The 17,205-nt window shown below is 72.6% G+C and carries 11 protein-coding genes and 1 pseudogene; 5 read left to right on the forward strand and 7 right to left on the reverse strand.

Annotation, left to right across the window (positions count from 1 at the left end):
* Window positions 1-76 precede the first annotated feature (76 nt).
* The 4 genes and pseudogenes from H7344_RS18670 to H7344_RS18685 form a co-directional block, all read right to left on the reverse strand.
* Window positions 77-394, reverse strand: a pseudogene (locus tag H7344_RS18670) (transposase); the annotation flags it as partial.
* Between the two features lie 18 nt (window positions 395-412).
* Window positions 413-709, reverse strand: coding sequence for a DUF1416 domain-containing protein (locus H7344_RS18675; RefSeq protein WP_186347508.1), 297 nt, complete (start codon window positions 707-709; stop codon window positions 413-415).
* Window positions 710-1,053: 344 nt separating this feature from the next.
* Window positions 1,054-1,902 (reverse strand): sulfurtransferase, encoded by an 849-nt coding sequence (locus tag H7344_RS18680; protein WP_186347493.1) that lies wholly within the window; start codon window positions 1,900-1,902, stop codon window positions 1,054-1,056.
* Between the two features lie 159 nt (window positions 1,903-2,061).
* Complete coding sequence (locus H7344_RS18685) at window positions 2,062-2,514, reverse strand: DUF4395 domain-containing protein (protein ID WP_186347494.1); 453 nt, start codon at window positions 2,512-2,514, stop codon at window positions 2,062-2,064.
* Between the two features lie 262 nt (window positions 2,515-2,776).
* Between H7344_RS18685 and gmd the strand changes: the two genes are divergently transcribed.
* On the forward strand, window positions 2,777-3,754 hold the full coding sequence (gene gmd / locus H7344_RS18690; RefSeq protein WP_186347495.1) for a GDP-mannose 4,6-dehydratase: 978 nt from the start codon (window positions 2,777-2,779) through the stop codon (window positions 3,752-3,754).
* A gap of 2 nt (window positions 3,755-3,756) precedes the next feature.
* On the forward strand, window positions 3,757-4,713 hold the full coding sequence (locus tag H7344_RS18695) for a GDP-mannose 4,6-dehydratase (RefSeq protein ID WP_186347496.1): 957 nt from the start codon (window positions 3,757-3,759) through the stop codon (window positions 4,711-4,713).
* A gap of 7 nt (window positions 4,714-4,720) precedes the next feature.
* Here the strand turns inward: H7344_RS18695 and H7344_RS18700 are convergent, their stop codons facing one another.
* Window positions 4,721-4,999: a MoaD/ThiS family protein gene (locus H7344_RS18700; protein WP_186347497.1), complete on the reverse strand. Its 279-nt coding sequence runs from the start codon at window positions 4,997-4,999 to the stop codon at window positions 4,721-4,723.
* A gap of 108 nt (window positions 5,000-5,107) precedes the next feature.
* On the opposite strand from H7344_RS18700, the gene H7344_RS18705 reads away from it, so the two are divergent.
* On the forward strand, window positions 5,108-5,851 hold the full coding sequence (locus H7344_RS18705; RefSeq protein WP_186347498.1) for a winged helix-turn-helix transcriptional regulator: 744 nt from the start codon (window positions 5,108-5,110) through the stop codon (window positions 5,849-5,851).
* A gap of 36 nt (window positions 5,852-5,887) precedes the next feature.
* Window positions 5,888-6,709, forward strand: coding sequence for a mycothiol synthase (mshD, locus tag H7344_RS18710; RefSeq protein ID WP_186347499.1), 822 nt, complete (start codon window positions 5,888-5,890; stop codon window positions 6,707-6,709).
* Between the two features lie 46 nt (window positions 6,710-6,755).
* Here mshD and H7344_RS18715 read toward each other — a convergent pair whose 3' ends face one another.
* Both H7344_RS18715 and H7344_RS18720 read right to left on the reverse strand, forming a co-directional pair.
* Entirely contained in the window at window positions 6,756-6,968 is a 213-nt protein-coding gene (locus H7344_RS18715; protein WP_186347500.1) for a hypothetical protein, read from the reverse strand.
* Window positions 6,969-7,162: 194 nt separating this feature from the next.
* Entirely contained in the window at window positions 7,163-15,766 is an 8,604-nt protein-coding gene (locus tag H7344_RS18720) for a DUF11 domain-containing protein (protein WP_186347501.1), read from the reverse strand.
* Between the two features lie 236 nt (window positions 15,767-16,002).
* Between H7344_RS18720 and H7344_RS18725 the strand changes: the two genes are divergently transcribed.
* Window positions 16,003-17,205 (forward strand): sigma-70 family RNA polymerase sigma factor (locus H7344_RS18725; protein ID WP_186347502.1); only part of this gene is annotated, 1,203 nt, incomplete at its 3' end.

Here is a 17,205-nt window from a genome sequence, read left to right on the forward strand (position 1 = left end):
AAGGCGTCGACCCCATTCCAGGGTCAGGCACTCAGCGTGTGTCGCTCATCCCCACCGCAAGTACGAAGAGCCCGAGAAACGCCACCGCTGTCCGCGGGATCTCGTTCGCTCGCCGAAGGTCACGGTTCTCGCGTTCGAGCTCGTTGATCCGCTGCGCCGGGGCCGTCGTGACGCCGGGACGGTGGCCCTCGTCGAGCTCTGCCTGGCTGACCCAGTTGCGTAGCGTCTTGGGATTGATCCTCAGCTGCTCACCAACCCGACGCAGAGCGCCGGACCTCGTTGCCGGGTCACGCCGCAGATCGACCGCCATCCGGATCGCCCGCTCCCGAAGCTCCTCGGGTACTTCCTCGGTGCCGCCATGACTCTCATCCTTCCGTGGGATGAGAGCCTCCATCAGACCCGGCACGCGACACTAGATGGCTACAACGACCTCGGCGACAGAACCGACGGAGGCGACGACCTTCTTGTCGACCGGTTCCGCCTTCGGGGCGAGGGTGCGCAGCGTCCACTCACCGTCGCCGGCGAAGAAGCGGAAGTGACCGCTGGCCGAGGTCGGGACCTCGGCGGTGAACTCGCCGGACTTGTCGAGCAGGCGCACATAGGCGTTGCCGACCGGCTCCCCCGACCGCAGGACCTGGCCTTGGACGATGGCTTCCTTGGCGACGTTCACGCCGTCGAGGGGGAGGCCGCCTTCGGTGGCACCGCACATGTTGTTACTTCCTTCGGTCTTGTTGATGTCGTTGGGTGAGCCGGGGCGGTGGCGCGGGCCTTGCCTCGGCTTGCGGGGTTTCGACACGCTCGCGCGCTGGCGCGCATTAACTGCTCAACCAGCGGCGTGTGGTGCTGGGGTTTGCACGATGCGGGACCTGGCATGGTCGTCAGAGCGTCGCGTTGACTTTCTGGGTTTCGAGACGCTTGCTAGCGCAAGCTCCTCAACCAGGCGTTGCGGTGGGGCTGGCGGCAGGGCCCGGATGGTTGGGGCCAGGCCCTGCCGTCGCTTGCGGGGTTTCGAAACGGTCGCTAGCGCGACCTCCTCAACTAGCCGGGTTGTGCTCAGGCCTCGCCGGGCTCGTCGCCGAGGGCAACGGGGACGCCGACGAGGGAGCCGTACTCGGTCCAGGAGCCGTCGTAGTTCTTGACGTTCTGGTGGCCGAGGAGCTCCTTGAGGACGAACCAGGTCAGCGAGGAGCGCTCACCGATGCGGCACAGGGCGATGGTGTCCTTGGAGTCGTCGATGCCGACCTCGGCGTACAGCGCCTTGAGCTCGTCGTCGGACTTGAAGGTGCCGTCGTCATTGCAGTTCTTGCTCCACGGCACGTTCAGCGAGGTGGGGATGTGGCCGGCGCGCTGAGCCTGCTCCTGCGGGAGGTGAGCAGGGGCCAGGAGACGCCCGGCGTACTCGTCGGGGCTGCGGACATCAATGAGGTTCTTGACCCCGATCGCCTCGACGGTTTCATCGCGGAACGCGCGGATCGAAAGGTCGGGGTCCTGCGCCGTGTAGGTCGTCGCCTCCCGGCTGGGGACCTCATCGGTCAGCTCGCGGGAGTCGAGCTCCCACTTCTTGCGGCCGCCGTCCATGAGCTTGACGTCCTGGTGGCCGTAGAGCTTGAAGTACCAGTAAGCGTAGGCAGCGAACCAGTTGTTGTTGCCGCCGTAGAGGACGACCGTGTCGTCGTTGGAGACGCCGCGCTCGGAGAGCAGCTCGGAGAAGCGGTCGCGGTTGACGAAGTCGCGGCGGACCTGGTCCTGCAGGTCAGTCGTCCAGTCGAGCTTGATGGCGCCACGGATGTGGCCCTTGTCGTAGGACGTGGTGTCCTCGTCGACCTCGATGACAACGACCTTTTCGTCATCGAGGTGGTCCTCGACCCACTGGGTCGAGACGAGGGAGTTCTCGCGGCTCATGTGGTGCTCCTTCTGGGGGCTGCTTCTCGGGGACTGTGTAGTTGCTCTGGGTGGCTCGGGTTGGTTCTTGGCTTGCGGGCGGCGGGTTTCGAGACGGTTGCTAGCGCAACCTCCTCAACCAGCCGCGGACGTTGCTAGCGCAACCTCCTCAACCAGCCGTCACTGGGCGGAGCGCTGGATCAGCAGGTAGAGCTCGCAGCCGAGGCAAAAGCGGAAGATCGCGTTCAGCAGGGCGGCGGCGAGAGCGAAGCCCGTCGCGACCTGGCCGACGACGGTCGCGCCGGCGAGGAAGCTGACGAACGCGACCGCGGTGAACGCGAGGCCGACCGCCTGAGCGAACTGCGGCGGGCGCGAGTCCTCGAGCTCGGCCGGCGGGCCCAGGCGCGGGCGGACGACGCGGCGGAAGAACCAGGCGTGCGGCGTGCGCTGGACGCCGCCCAGCGCGCCGACGGCGAACAGGACGGCCTGGGCACCGACGAGCAACGTGGCGGCCGGCGTCGGCAGGACCAGGACGACTGCGAGCACGACGGCCGTCACGGCTGCGGCGAACTGGGGGCCACGAGGGTCGACGCCTGGCGGCGTACTGACACTCGGCGGTGCGGCGACGGACATGTCTCTCCTGGTGACCGGACGGGACGGCGGACCGTTCCCGGGTCGGCGGAGCCGAGCAGGCGGGAACGTCAGGAGGTACGACAGAGCGACGAGCGGACGCGGCAGTGGTCGACTGCGCGTCGGCGGGTCAGCAAGGTCGTGGACATGGCTACCAATGTAGGCGGCGGCTCACGACGGACCCGAATCGTCGTCTCGCTCTGCGGACACGGAGTCCACGATTCGGGACGCGAGCCGAACCATCGATCAGCCCTACACTTCGGGCGTGACGCGGCGCGCTTTCATCACGGGCATCACCGGCCAGGACGGTTCGTACCTGGCCGAGCTGCTGCTCTCCAAGGACTACGAGGTGCACGGACTTGTTCGTCGCGCCTCGACGCTCAACCGCGGTCGGATCGACCACCTGCACGCGGACCCGCGGCTGCACCTCCACTACGGCGACCTCACCGACGGTGTGAGCCTGAGCAACTTGGTGCGTGACATCGAGCCGCACGAGGTCTACAACCTCGGCGCGCAGAGCCACGTGAAGGTGTCGTTCGAGATGCCGGAGTACACCGCCTCGACCGACGCCGTCGGCACGCTGCGCCTGCTCGAGGCGATTCGCGCGTCGGGGATCGACTGCCGCTACTACCAGGCGTCGACGTCGGAGATGTTCGGCGGCACTCCCCCGCCGCAGCACGAGGGCACGGCGTTCTACCCGCGCTCGCCGTACGGGGCTGCAAAGCTCTACTCCCACTGGGTGACCGTCAACTACCGCGAGGCTTACGACCTCTTCGCGGTGTCCGGGATCCTCTTCAACCACGAGTCGCCGCGGCGGGGCGAGAGCTTCGTGACCCGCAAGATCAGCCTGGGCGTGGCCGCGATCAAGCTCGGCGTGAGCGACCGCCTCGAGCTCGGCAACCTCGACGCGGTGCGCGATTGGGGCTACGCGCCGGAGTACGTCGAGGGCATGTGGCGGATGCTGCAGCACGACACCCCGACCGACTTCGTGCTCGCCACCGGCACCGGCCGCACGGTCCGCGACTTCTGCGAGGCGGCCTTCTCCCACGCCGGCCTCGTGTGGCAGGACCACGTAGTGCACGACAAGCAGTACGAGCGGCCGACCGAGGTGGATGCGCTCATCGGCGACGCGAGCAAGGCGCTCGAGCTGCTCGGGTGGGAGGCGCAGACGCACGCCGACGACCTCGCCCGGCTGATGGTCGACGCCGACATCGAGCAGCTCGGCCGGCTGATCGACCGATAGCCGTGGCCACCGCGCTCGTCACCGGGGTCGCCGGCCAAGACGGGATCTACTTGGCGCGCGAGCTGCTCGCGCGCGGGTCGCGCGTCGTCGGCACGGTGCGACCCGCCAGCTCGGAGGCGACCCGGATGGCGGCGTACCTCGACGGCGTCGAGGTACGGCCATTGGACGTGCGCGACACCGCTTCCTTCAGGACGCTGGTGGACGACGTCCGTCCGGCCCGGATCTTCAACCTCGCCGGGCTGAGCTCCGTCGGGCAGAGCTGGCGCGAGCCGGACCTGACCGAGGAGGTCAACGGCGCCGCGGTCGAGCGGATGCTCGAGGTGCTGGCCGACCGGCCGGGCGTCCGTTTCTTCCAAGCGTCCTCGGCCGAGGAGCTGGGCGACCCGGCGGCGTGGAGCCCCTACGCGCGGAGCAAGGCGCAGGCGCGGGCGGCCGTCGAGCGCGCCCGGTCGGCCGGATCGTTCGCGTGTGTCGCGACGCTCTACAACCACGAGAGCCCGGTGCGTGGTCCGCAGTTCGTCACGCGGAAGATCACCCGGGCTGTCGCTGAGATCGCGCTCCGCCGGCGATCGACCTTGGCCTTGGGCAACACGGCGGTCACCCGGGACTGGGGCTTCGCCGGCGACTACGCCGCCGCGATGGCCGACCAGCTGGAGCTCGACGAGCCGCGGGACGTCGTGCTGGCGACGGGAGTCGGGCACACGCTCGACGACCTGGTGCGGACGGCGTTCGGGGCCGCTGGCATCGACGACCCGACGGCGTACATCGAGCACGATCCGGCTCTCATGCGGCCGGCGGACGTGCCCGTGCAGGTGGGCGACCCGTCGGAGGCGGAGCGACTGCTGGGGTGGCGGAGGACGGTGTCGTTCGAGGAGATGGTCGAGCACATGGTGCGGGTCGACGTGGAGAGGTTGCGGTCCGGCATCGACGAGTCGCCGACGTACCTCGTCCCCGCCTGAGCGTCGCTCAGCCGCCCGCGAAGGGCGGCAGGAACTCGACGTCCGCGCCGACAGGCACCTGGACGGTGTCGGGATCCTCGGACGCGGTCGGGCGGTCGCCGACGAGCGTCGAACAGGTGCGGAGGATGTCGCCGAGCCGGTCGGCGTCCGGGTGCAGGGCGAGGGCGCGGTCGCGGACCTCCGCGAGCGTCAGCGGGCCGTCGACGGGAAGCACGTCCTCGGAGGTGCCGGCTGCGGCCTTGGCCGCCGCCCAGTAGCGCACGCGGATGGTTTGCGTCTCATTCACGTTGGATCGATCCACTGTGTCCACCACGTTTCGCTATTCTTCCGAGAACTTCACGACCGAGGCCCAGTGTTGCGTCCCGGTCCCCGCCCGCTACGGGAGGAGACCATTGTGAGCACGTTGCTGTTGCTGACGAGCGCCCTGCAGCCCTCGGCCGAAGTTCTCCCCGGCCTCGCGCTGCTCGGCCACTCGGTCCGCATCCTGCCCGCTGAGGGCAGTGCCCTGCTCGAGGCCCCCGACTCCGACCTGCTGCTGGTCGACGGGCGCAAGGAGCTCGCGCAGGCGCGTGACCTGTGCCGGCTGATCCGCACCACGGGCACCGACGTGCCGGTGCTGCTGATCGTCACCGAAGGCGGCCTCGCCGTCGTCAACCACGACTGGGGCATGGACGACGTCGTGCTGCACACGTGCGGGCCGGCCGAGCTCGAGGCGCGGATCAAGCTGGCGATCGGCCGGCTCACCGCGCAGCGCGACGCCGCGGACCCCGACGCGCACGTGATCCGCTCCGGCGAAGTTGTCGTCGACGACGCGACGTACACCGCGAAGGTCGGCGGGCGGACGCTCGACCTGACGTTCAAGGAGTTCGAGCTCCTCAAGTTCCTCGCCCAGCACCCCGGTCGCGTCTTCAGCCGCCAGCAGCTGCTGCAGGAGGTGTGGGGCTACGACTACTTCGGCGGCACCCGCACCGTCGACGTCCACGTGCGGCGGCTGCGCGCCAAGCTGGGCCCCGAGAACGAGACGCTCATCGGCACCGTGCGCAACGTCGGCTACCGGTTCGTCGTGCCGGCGAAGGAGAAGGCCGCCTCCGACGATGCCCGGGCCGTCGAGGACGAGCGCGCGGAGCAGGACGCCTGAGCTCACTCCGCCTCGCCTGCCTGACAGACTCGGGACGTGGTTGATCTCGATCTTGTACGACGTATCGCCGACGCGGCCGAGGAGGCCGACGGCGCCGCTCCGTTCGACGAGGCGACGTGGTTGGCGTTGCGTCACCGGCCGGACTCCGTGAGGTGCTGGGTGCGCGACGAGGGCGTCGCGCTGCTGATCGGCGAGGACCTCTCGCTCGTGGTGCACCCCGATCTCCGCAGGCGGGGCGTCGGCACCGCCCTGGCCGCCGAGGCCATTCCCGCGTCCGGCCCTGTCGAGGCCTGGTCGCACGGCGACCACCCGGCCGCACGTGCCCTCGCTGCCCGGCGCGGGCTCGAGCGCGCGCGCGAGCTGTGGGTGATGCGGCGGCCCTCGTCGGTCCCGCTTCCCAAGCTGCCCGCTCGTGAAAGGATTGCCGTCCGGGATTACGAGCCCGACGACGCCGAGGCCGTCGTCCGGGTGAACGCTGCCGCGTTCGCCGCGCACCCCGAGCAGGGCGCGATGGACCTCGCGAACCTCCGCGAGCGGATGGCGGAGGACTGGTTCGACCCTGCTGGTCTGCTCGTCGCGGTCGACTCCCCGTCCGGGGAGGTGCTCGGGTTCCACTGGACCAAGCAGCACTCCCCCGCGCTCGGCGAGGTGTACGTCGTCGGCATCTCACCCGCCGCCCAAGGCCGCGGCCTCGGCAAGCTGCTCACCCTGGCCGGTCTCCATCACTTGATCGGGAAGGGCGTCGACGAGGTGCTGCTCTACGTCGAGTCCGACAACGCCCCGGCGATCGCCGTCTACAGCGGGCTGGGGTTCCAGCACGCCGCGAGCGACACGCACGTGCAGTACCGACGGGTGTGAGGCGGCGCTCCAGACGGGCGCATGGACGTGAGCGCGAGGGCGGCGCCTACTGCCGGTGGCTACGACGCCACACCACACCGACGCATGCCATCCCCACCAGCCACAGCGCCAGGACCGGCAGGTCGCCGAGGTGCACGCCGTGATCGCTCGACAGCCCCAGGATGCGCGGCCCCGAGTACGGGCTGACTCCCGCGACCGACAGCGCGGCCAGGGACGTGACCACGCACCCCAGGACGACGGCGAGCGCGCGGGACGACACTCGCCACAGCGTAGTCAGCGACGCCCTTGCCCAGCGGCTGGCCAGGTCGACTTCTCTCGGTCGACGTCGGACCGATCTCGTTCCATTCGGAAGCGAACCGCCGGCACAGCACGAGCAACTCAGCGCGGCGCACCCCACCGCACGGGGGTGAGACGGTGGCGGAGGGACCCCCAGAACCCCTCCGCCACCGGCACTCACCAGCGCCGACGGTGGCGGACCGTCACCACCGCCCCCAACCCGCAGAGCGCGAAGCCCAGCAGGAGGAGCAGGAGCCGCGGCCCGCCCGTGTCGGGCAGCAGACCACCCGAGCCGTCGCCCCCGTCGGGTTGACCGCCCGCGCCGTCCGGCGAGGTGCCGGTGCCCGGGTCGCCCGCAGCGGGCACCGTCACGACGGCCACGTCTTGGTCGCCGGCGTTGGCCCCGCCACCGCCGCCCACGACGAAGGCGGTGTTGGACAGCTCCGTGCCGGGCGCGGCGGTGACTCGCGTGACCAGCCGGATCGAGACGGACTCGCCGGGGCCGACCGGGGCGGCGTACGTGCAGTCCGCCCGGCCGGCGGCCGAGCCGCACGACCAACCGTCACCGGTCACCGACACCAGCCGCAGCCCGGCCGGCAGCGGGTCGCGGACCCGGACCGGTCGCACCGTCGGGCCGGAGCCCCCGTTGGTGACGATGATCCGATAGACCACCCGACCGGCGCCGACTCGCACCGCTTCCTTGGCGACGGCCAGGTCGACCCCCGCGTCGACGGTGCCGGTGTCGATGCCGGTGCCGTTGTCGGTCCCGTCGCCACCACCGGGCCCGTCGACGTCCTCGAACGGGCTGGTGACCGAGGCGCTGTTGGCGACCTTCGGCCACGCCGCGGGCAGCACGTCGACGATGACCTGGACCGCTGCGCTGTCCCCGACCCCGAGGGTCCCGTCGAGCACGCAGGTCACCGTCCTCCCTGCCGACCCGCACGTCCAGGCTCCGCCGCCCTCTCCCTCGGCGGAGACCAGCGCCAGGCCGGCCGGGAGGACGTCGGTGACCGTGATCGGTCCCGGCGCGGGGGTCGGACCGCGGTTGGTCACGAGGAGGCGGTACGTCGCCTGCTGACCGACCACGAGGTCACCCAGGCGCGCCTTGTCCATGACGAGGTCCACCAGCGGCGGCACAGCCACCTCGTCGGTCGCCTCGTTGTCGGTCGGGTCGCTCTCCGGGGTGCTGGAGCCGACCTGGGCGACGTTCCGCACGCCCGGGTAGGCCTGCGGGGTGACGCCGGCGACCACGGCGATCGGCGGCGCGCTCGTGCCGGGCGCGAGCGGGCCGGCGAGCGTGCAGCGCACCTCGCCCGCGACCTCGGCGCAGGTCCACCCGGCGCCGGTCGCCGAGACCAGGTCGAGCCCGCTGGGCAACACGTCGGTGACGACGACGCCCCGCGCCTCCGACGGACCGTCGTTGGTGACGACCAGCGTGAACTCGAGCGTCCGCCCGACCCGCACCGGTCCGGTGTGGGTCTTGGTGATCGACAGGTCGGTCAGCTGGTCCACGGCCAGCTCGGCGCCGTCGGTGTCGTTGCCCGGCACCGGGTCCGGCGTCGGCGAGGAGACGCTCGCGGTGTTGACCACCGTCCCGGTCTCGGCCGAGCCGAGGACCTGCACCTGCAGGGACAGCACCGGCGCGCTCGCCCCGGCGACCAGCCCGGTGGGCAGCGTGCAGGTCACCCGCGCCGTGCCGGCGGCGGCCGCCGTGCAGGTCCAGGGTGCGTTCGCCGAGAGGTACCGCACACCGGTGGGCAGCGTGTCGACCACGGTGATCGGCCCGGCAGCGTCCGATGGGCCGTTGTTGCGGACCGCGATCGCGAACGTCGTCGGCTGACCGGCCACGGCGCCGCCGGTCGGGTGGGTCTTGTCCACCGCCAGGTCGGCGGCGACCACGACGCCGACCGAGGCCTCGTCGGTGTTGCCGGCCGGGGTGTCCCCCGGCGTCGACGTCGTCACCGAGACCGCGTTGGTCAGGGTCGTCCCGGCGGCCGTGCCCGAGGCCACCCGTGCGACGACGGTGAGCGGCGGCGCCGAGGCGCCGGCGACCACGCGGTCGCGCGTGCACACCCCGGCCGTGCAGCTCCAGCCGTCCCCGGCGGCCGACACCAGCGTCATCCCGGCCGGGAGGACGTCGGTGACGACGACGGCGCGGGCGTCGGACGGCCCGTCGTTGGTGACCACCACGCGGAAGGTCGCGTTCTCGCCCGCCCGGACCGGGTCGGCACCGGCCACGGTCTTCGCGACGCTGATCTCGGTGTCCTCGGTGACCGGCGTGGGCTCGTCGTCGGTGTCGTTGGCCGGGACCGGGTCGGTCGCCGGGCCGTCGACGTCGGCACGGTTGGTCAGCGTCGTGGTGCCCACGCCGGAGTCCACCGCCACCTCGAGGGTGATCGGCGGCGCGTCGGTGGCCGCGGCCAGCCCGTCGGCCCGCTCGCACGTGACCAGCTGGCCGACCGCCGAGCAGGACCAGCCGGTGCCCGAGGCGGCGACGTACGTCGTCCCCGCCGGCAGCGCGTCGGTGACGGCGATCGGTCCCGGAGAGGTGGCCGGGCCCTCGTTGCGGACCTGCAGCACGTACGTCGCCTCGGAGCCCGCGACCACCGGGTCGGTGGTCAGCTCCTTGGTCAGCGCCAGGTCGGCCTCGACGGTGATGCCGGTGTCGTCGGTGTCGGTGTCGTTGCCCGGGTTCGGGTCGGGGGTGGTGGTCACGACCGTCGCGGTGTTCTCCACGTCCCCGGTCAGGGCCTCGTCGATGCCGACCGTCACGCGGAACGTGCTGGTCTCCCCCACCGGCAGCCCGGCCAGGAGCGTGCAGGTCAGGTCCTGCCCGGCCGCCGCACAGGTCCAGCCGTCGTCGGAGGTCACCGACACGTACGTCAGCTCGTCGGGCAGGGTGTCGGTCACCCGCACCGGCCCGGCGGAGTCCGAGGGGCCGTGGTTGACCACGGTCATCTCGTAGACGCCACGCGTGCCGGCGCGGAAGGCGCCGACGCTGGCCTTGGCGACGGCCAGGTCCGCGCTCGGCACCGGGGTGCTGGTCACGGTGTCGCTGTCCGGCGACTCCGGTCCGCTGGTCGGGTCGGTGGGCTCGGCGACGGTCGCGGTGTTGCTGACCGCGTCCGTCAGGTCGCTCGCCACGTCCACCGTCACGCTGATCCTCGGCATCGCGCCGACCGCGACCGGCGTCGCGCCGGTCCAGGTGAAGGTCAGCTCCTGGCCGTCGCGCTCGAGGGACCAGCCCGCACCGGTGAAGGAGTCGTAGGTGACCCCGTCCGGCAGCACGTCGGTCACGACGACCGGCCCGGCGGCGTACGACGGTCCGTCGTTGCGGACGTCGAGGGTGTACGTCGCGGTTCCGCCCGGCACCAGGTCACCGCCCAGCTGCTTGTCGATGCCCAGGTCGGCGACCGTGGTGACGGTCGCGGTCGCCTCGTCGGTGTTGTCGTCCTCGTCGGTCTCGAGCGTGCGGCCGGTGACCGAGGCGGTGTTGGTCAGCTCGGCGCCGGCGGCCGTGTCTGCAGGGACGGTGGCGGTGACGGTCAGGTCCGGCAGCGAGGCGCCGGCCGCCAGGGTGGCTGCGGACCCGGTGCTGCAGGTGAGCGCCGTCCCCGCGACCGAGCAGGTCCAGCCGGTGCCCGAGCCCGAAGCCGAGGTGGCCCCGGCCGGCAGGTCGTCGGTGACCGTGAACGGTCCCCGCGCCTGGTCCGGACCGTCGTTGACCACCTCGACGGTCCAGGAGAACGGCTCGCCCGCGACGGGGGTGCCGACCGGCTCCTTCTCCAGCCTCAGGTCCGCCGCGTCGATGCGGGTCTCGGCGGTGTCGTCGTCGGTGCTGACGACCTCGTCGCTGCCCTCGAGGTCCCGCGCGGTGGCGGTGGCGGCGTTGACGTGCGGGACGGTCGAGCCGACCAGGTCCGCCGTGACCACGGCTTCACCGGGGGTCGCGCTGAGGACGACCGTCAGCGACCGTCCCTCGGCCAGGTCGCCGAGGTCGGTCCAGGTGAGGGTCTGAGCCGGGGAGCCGCTCGCCGTCGGCTCGACGGCGGTCGCCGCGGCCCCGGCGACGGAGACCCGCGCCGTGCCCTCGTCGTACGTCCAGTGCTCGGGCAGCACGTCGACCAGGTCGACGTCGTGCGCCGTGGCCGGTCCGGTGTTGGTCACCACGACCTGCCAGCGGGTCGGCTCGCCGACGTACGCCGGCGGGCCGTCCAGCACCGTCTTGTCGACCTCGAGGTCCGGCAGGCCGGCGGTCACGACCGCGGTGTCCTCCGGGCCGCCGTAGACCCGGCCGCCGCCGTCGACCGAGGTGTGCTCGGTGACCCCGACGGTGTTGGTCTGCGGCTCGGCCGGCGCGGGGCTGGCGAGGCGCGCGGTGTAGGTCCGCTCGACGGAGCCACCGGGCTCGATCGGGCCGAGGTCGTTCCACGTGATCGTGGCGTTGTCGTCCGCGTCGGTGCCTTGCGTGCCACCGACGACCGCGACGACCCGCACGCCGGCCGGCAGCGTGTCCACGACGTCGACGTCGTGCGCGGTCGAGGTGGTCGGGCCGTCGGCGTTGGTGATCCGGACGGTGTAGGTGAAGGTCTCCCCCGGCAGCGGCGTCTCGTCACTGACGGTCTTCTCGATGCGGAGGTCCGGCTCGAGGACCGTCACCGTGGCGTCGTCGGAGCCGCTCGCCGAGTCGAAGTCGTCGTCGACCGCGGGGGTGGTGAACCGGTCCGTCTGGTTCCAGCGCAGCACGGCGCTGTTGACCAGCGGCGTGCCGGCAACGCTGCTCGCGACGTCGGCGAGGGTCGCGGAGTAGCCGATGGTCAGCAGGCGCGGCCGGTCGTCGCTGCGGACGTCGCCGAGGTGCCACCCGTGCAGCGCGGCGTCGGTGCCGAGCCCGCCGGCCACCCCAACCGTGCACGTCTCGGCAGGGTCGCCGCCGGCGTACGTGCAGGTCGTCGTCGGCGTGCTCACCGAGGCCGGGTCGATGCCGGCGGGGAGCTGGTCGATGACGCTGGCGTCGTAGAAGTTCACCGCCGCGGGCAGCTCGACCGTGACCTCGTAGTCGACGGTCGCGCCGATCGGCGCCCGCGAGGGCGTGACGGTCTTCGTCAGCGTGCTGCCCGGGACCGTGACGGTCTCGTCGGTCTCCCCGACGTAGGTCGCCTCGTCCGGGTCGGTGCCGTCGAGCGACGTGCCGCTGAGGCGGGCGGTGTTGGTGTACGCCGCGCCGCCGGCCGCGTCGGGGTCGACCCGCACCTGGTAGGTCAGCACCGGCCAGGGCGCCGCGCCCGCGGCCGCGGTGTCGCGCCACGGCAGGTCGCCGACCTCCCACGTGATCGGCGTCGTGCTGCCGGCGCAGCCCGCGCCGCCGGGCCCGCCGACCGTGACGGTGCCGCCGCCGGTGACCGTCGGCGTGCCGACGACCTCGAGGCCGGCGGGCACGCAGTCGACCAGCGCGGCGTCGTGCAACGTGGGCCGGATCGCGCCCGGCGCCGTCGGGTCGACGTTGCGGGCGACAACCGTGTAGGTCACGGTCTGGCCGGCGACCGGGCTGGTGACGTCGGCGGTCTTGGTCGGCGCCGGGCGCGGCAGGACGGTGTAGACGTCCGAGGTGGCCTCGCGGTTCGCGTTGGCGTCGCCGTTCTCGTCGACCGAGGTGAAGCGGGCGGTGTTGCGGCGTCGGGCGCCGTGGGTGTTCGCCGCGTCGCTCACGACGGTGGCGGTGACGACCATCCGCAGGCCGTCGTCCTCGGGGCCGACCGCGAGCTGCGGGGGCAGGGTGATCCGCGGGGCCGCCGGCGGCGTCGTGGTGCCGGCTCCGACGGGCAGCGGGCCCCAGGTCGCAGCGGGGCCGGTCCGGTACCGGTACTCGACGTCGTCGACGCGCAGGCCGGACGGCGCGATGTCGCGCAGGACGCCGTCGTAGATCGTGGTCTCGGCGGGCAGCGTCGCCTCGATGACGTACTCGACCTGCTCCCCGATGACCGCATAGTTGCGACCGCCCGGGTCGGCACCTTGGCTTGCGTCGTCGAGGACGGTCTCGTTGCGCTTGGTCACGCCGACGTCCGGGGTGCGCAGGGTGTGGTCGTCATGGGCGCGCGGGACGTCCTGGTCGTCCTCGGGGACGGTCGTGTCGACGTTGTCCTGCGGCCGGTGGTCGAGCAGGACGCCCTGGTTGTTCTCGGAGGCGTACTGCGCGATGTCGACGTCGTTGCGGTAGCTGTTGGTCGCCGAGACCCGGGCCGGGTAGGTCACCCGGTAGGTGACGGTGCGGCTGTCGCCGGCCGCGATCCGCACGCTGTCGTCGAGGTCCCACCGGATCGCGGAGCGCTCGTCGTCGCCGTCGAACGGCGGGTGCTCGGTGTCAGCCGGGTCGGTGCACTCCCCGCCGTCGGTGATGGCCGTAACCTGCGCGCACGTGATGCCGGCGGGCAGCCGGTCCCACACGTCGGGGCCGATGACGTCGCGGGCGTTGCCGGCCGCCGCCGTGCCGGCGTTGGTCGTGGTCACGCTGAACTCGACGACGTCGCCGGCACGGACACGGTGCTCGGCCGCGGTGCTGTCGTCGGGCAGGTCCGTCGGGGCACCGGGCGGGGTCGCGGTCACCCGACGCGCCGACTTCTCGACGCGCACCGCCGCTGCCGGCGCGATCGCGAAGTCCTCGCGATCACGGAGGAAGCCGACCTGCCCCTCGGTGCTGACCCAGCGGAGCTTGGCGAGGTTGCCGGTCACGTCGGGCGTCGTGCCGGCCGCCGGGTCGGTCACCGTGGCGGAGAGCCGGTAGTGGAAGACGCTGCCCCGGTCGACGAAGCGGGCACCGTCGCGCTCCGTGCCGAGGGTGAACGTCAGCTTCGCCTCGTCGACGACGGCGGGCACGTCGTTGTCGGCCATCGGCTGCAGCGACCCCGCGTCGTACGCCAGGCCGGTGGGCAGGAAGTCGGTGAGCACCGCGTTCCTGGTGTCGTTGCCGTCGGGGAAGTCGACCCGGATGGTGAAGCAGACCCGCGAGCCCTCGGTGAAGGTGAAGCGCGGGTCGGTCGGGTCGGCGGCGTCCTCGTAGGCGCCGGCCGTGGGCGAGCAGGTCAGCGGCGCGGCGCCGGAGCCGTTCGGCTGGATCCGCTTGTCGAGGGCGACGGTGTCGCTCTCGATCCGGGCCTCGGAGGCGTCGCGGACGGACTGCTCGGCCACCCCGCCCGGCGCCTCGACGTCGGCGAGCGTGGTCGTCGTGCCGGTCAGCGCGACGGTGTTGGTGTAGGAGTCGCCGGTCACCGTCGGCGGGGTGTCGCCGTCGCGGTACGTCGGCAGCATCCGCGCCTGGTAGGTGACGGTGGCCTCGCCGCTGGCGTCGATCGCGAGCGGCTCGAAGACGACCGTGAACGAGCCGTCGTCGTTCGCGGTCACCGACCGGAAGGCCTCGCTCGGCTCGGCGCCGCCGGAGCCGGCGCAATCGGCCGCGGCACCGGTCGTCGGCGTGCCGATCGGGCACAACCCGTTCGGGATGGTGTCGGTGAGGACGACGTCGGTCGCGTCGGCGTACTCGCCGGTCTGCAGCTGCAGGGTGTACGTCGCGATGTCGCCGTGGGTGAACCGCCCGGGGCTCACCGACTTCTGCACGGCGAGGTCCTCGGCGGTGACGGTCAGCTCGTCGGTGTCGCTCACCCGGGTCGAGGTGCCGGGTGCGACCGGTCCGGTGTAGTCGGCGGTCGCCAAGGCGTGGTTGGTCAGCGCCTGCTCGTCGAGGGTCTCCCGGGTGGAGGGGCCGGTGTTGTTGTCGAGGTTCGCGACCTGCTCGAGCGACTCGGCGGTCGGGCGCACTCCCGGGAACTCGTCGGCGTTGGCGCGCTGCGGGATGCCGGCGCGGTAGCGGACGTCGACGATGGTGTCAGCGGCCAGCGTGCCGAGGTGCCACTCCACCCGGGTGTAGACGCCGGCCGGGAGGCCGCCCGGGTCGGTGACGGTCTCGACCGACTCCGGCTCGGGGCACTCGGCGGTCACGTCCGGGGTCGAGACGTCCAGCCGGGGAGCCCCGTCGTACTCGACGGCTCCGTCGGCGGTGTTGTCGACGGTGCCGCAGCCGAGGAACTCCAGCTGCGCCGGCAGGTGATCGACGAGGACGACGTCGTTGTTGGCGAACCGCGAGTTGTTGCGGACCTCCAGCGTGTAGACGGTGCTGTGCGCGTGCACCCCGCGGCGCAGCTCGTGCTCCGGGCTGGGCTCGTGCTTCTCGACCTCGATCGCGGTCACGTCGGTGGCGATCGCGGCGGACTCGCCCTGGACCGATGCGTCGTCACCGACGTAGACGCCGTCGGCGTCGAAGTCCGGCACGTCGCGCGGCTCGGCGCTCGCGTAGGCCTGCGCGACGTTGTCGAACCTGGAGCCGACCGGAAGGACCATCGGATCGGTCGTGATCTCGAAGGTCAGCTCCTGCACCGCGTCGACGGGCAGGTCGCTGAGGTTCTGCCAGACCAGCGTCTGCCGGCCGTCCTGCCCGGTGACGACCCTCGGCTCGCCGCCGGCAGGTCGCGTGCTGCCGGCGACGTACCTCGCACCGAGCGGCAGCCGGTCACGGAAGGACAGGTTGTACTCCGGCTGGTCGCCCGCGTTCTCGGCGCGCAGCGTCACCGTGCCACCACCGCCGACCAGGACGGCGTCGTCCGCTTCCTTGGTGACGACCAGCGACTCGGCGGCGTACGCCGGCGCGACCGGGCCGGCGACGACCGCCAGCGATCCGCCCAGCAACGCGAAGGCCAGGGCAGCGTACGACGACCGGCGTCCCCTCCCCACGGACCTCGACCTGGGCGGGGCGGGGCGGCTCGACAGCACGACGTTCCTTCCGAGTGGGGGCATGGCGTCCGGTCCGGACGGGGTCCGCGACCGCCGCGGCCCGGACGGACGACACGCGTCCGCGAGCAGCGGCGCATGGAGGACGCCGTCGGCGGTCACCTGCTTACGCGACTCCCCAGATCGCTCGAAATCGGCCACCAGCGGTCTAGACAGCAGGTCTGTGGCACGCTGCTCGCGTGAGCATCGCGCCCCTCGCCACCGACGACGCGAGACTCATCGCCCGCGCTCGCGAGCGCGACGACGAGGCCACCGCTGAGCTCTTCGAGCGGCACCACGCCGCGGCGTACCGCTACGCCCGCGTCCTGAGCGACGCCGCCACCGCCGACGACCTCGTCTCCGAGGCCTTCGCCAAGGTGCTCCAGCGGCTCCACGACGGCGGCGGCCCGGACCAGGCGCTGCGGCCCTACCTGCTCGCCACCGTCCGCAACTGCCACGTCGACCACGTACGCCGCAACCGCCGGCTCGTGCCCGTCGACGACCAGGACCTGCCGGGCGAGCCGCCGGCGACGCAGGCGTTCGGCGCCGGCAGCCCCGAGGTACCCGGGTCGAGCAGTGCAGCCGAGTCCGCGGTGGTCCTCGAAGCCCTGCGCTCGCTCCCCGAGCGTTGGCAGCTGGTGCTGTGGCACACCGCGGTCGAGGCCGAGGACCACCAGACCGTCGGGCAGCTGCTGGGCATCAAGGCCAACGCCGTCGCCGCGCTGGCCTCTCGGGCCCGGGAGGGTCTTCGCCGCGCCTACCTGGCCGCCCACGTCTCGGGCGCCGACGACGCCGTGTGCCGCGCCACGCGCGAACAGCTGCCCTCCCTCGTCCGGGGGCGGCTCGGCGTGCGCCACACCGCGGCCGTCGAGCAGCACCTCGAGGGGTGCCTCGACTGCGAGACCTGTCGTCGCGAGCTGGTGCTGCTCAACAACCGGGTCGGCGCACTGCTGGCGCCGGCGGTGCTGGGTGCCACCGGTACGACGTACCTCGGCGCGTCCGGCGGCGCGGGCGGCGCGGGCGGCGACGGCCCGGACGGCCCGGACCTCGATCGGGTCGACCACGCGGCGAGGTGGACCCGACGTACCAAGAGGCGTGCAGCCGCCGTCGTCGCCGCGGCCGCCGTCGCCGTCACCGCGGGTGCCGTCCTCGCGCTGCAGTCCGGGCCCGGTCCGGACCGAGCCGTGGCCGAGCCCGCTCCGCTCCCCCCGAGCGAGTCGGCGGCACCGGCCCCCTCGGCGACCCCGTCCGAGGTCCCGTCCGAGAACCCGACGGCCTCGCCGTCCCGCCGCGGCCCGTCGGCCGCTCCCCGCACCGCGCCAGCGGTTGCACCGGCCGTGCCCGCTGCGCCGTTCGCCCCGGTCGCTCCGCCGGCCGCCCCGGGCTCGCCGGCCCCGCCGGCC

Origin of the sequence: Nocardioides deserti, from assembly GCF_014266025.1 — a bacterium.
GTDB classification, from domain to species: domain Bacteria; phylum Actinomycetota; class Actinomycetes; order Propionibacteriales; family Nocardioidaceae; genus Nocardioides; species Nocardioides deserti.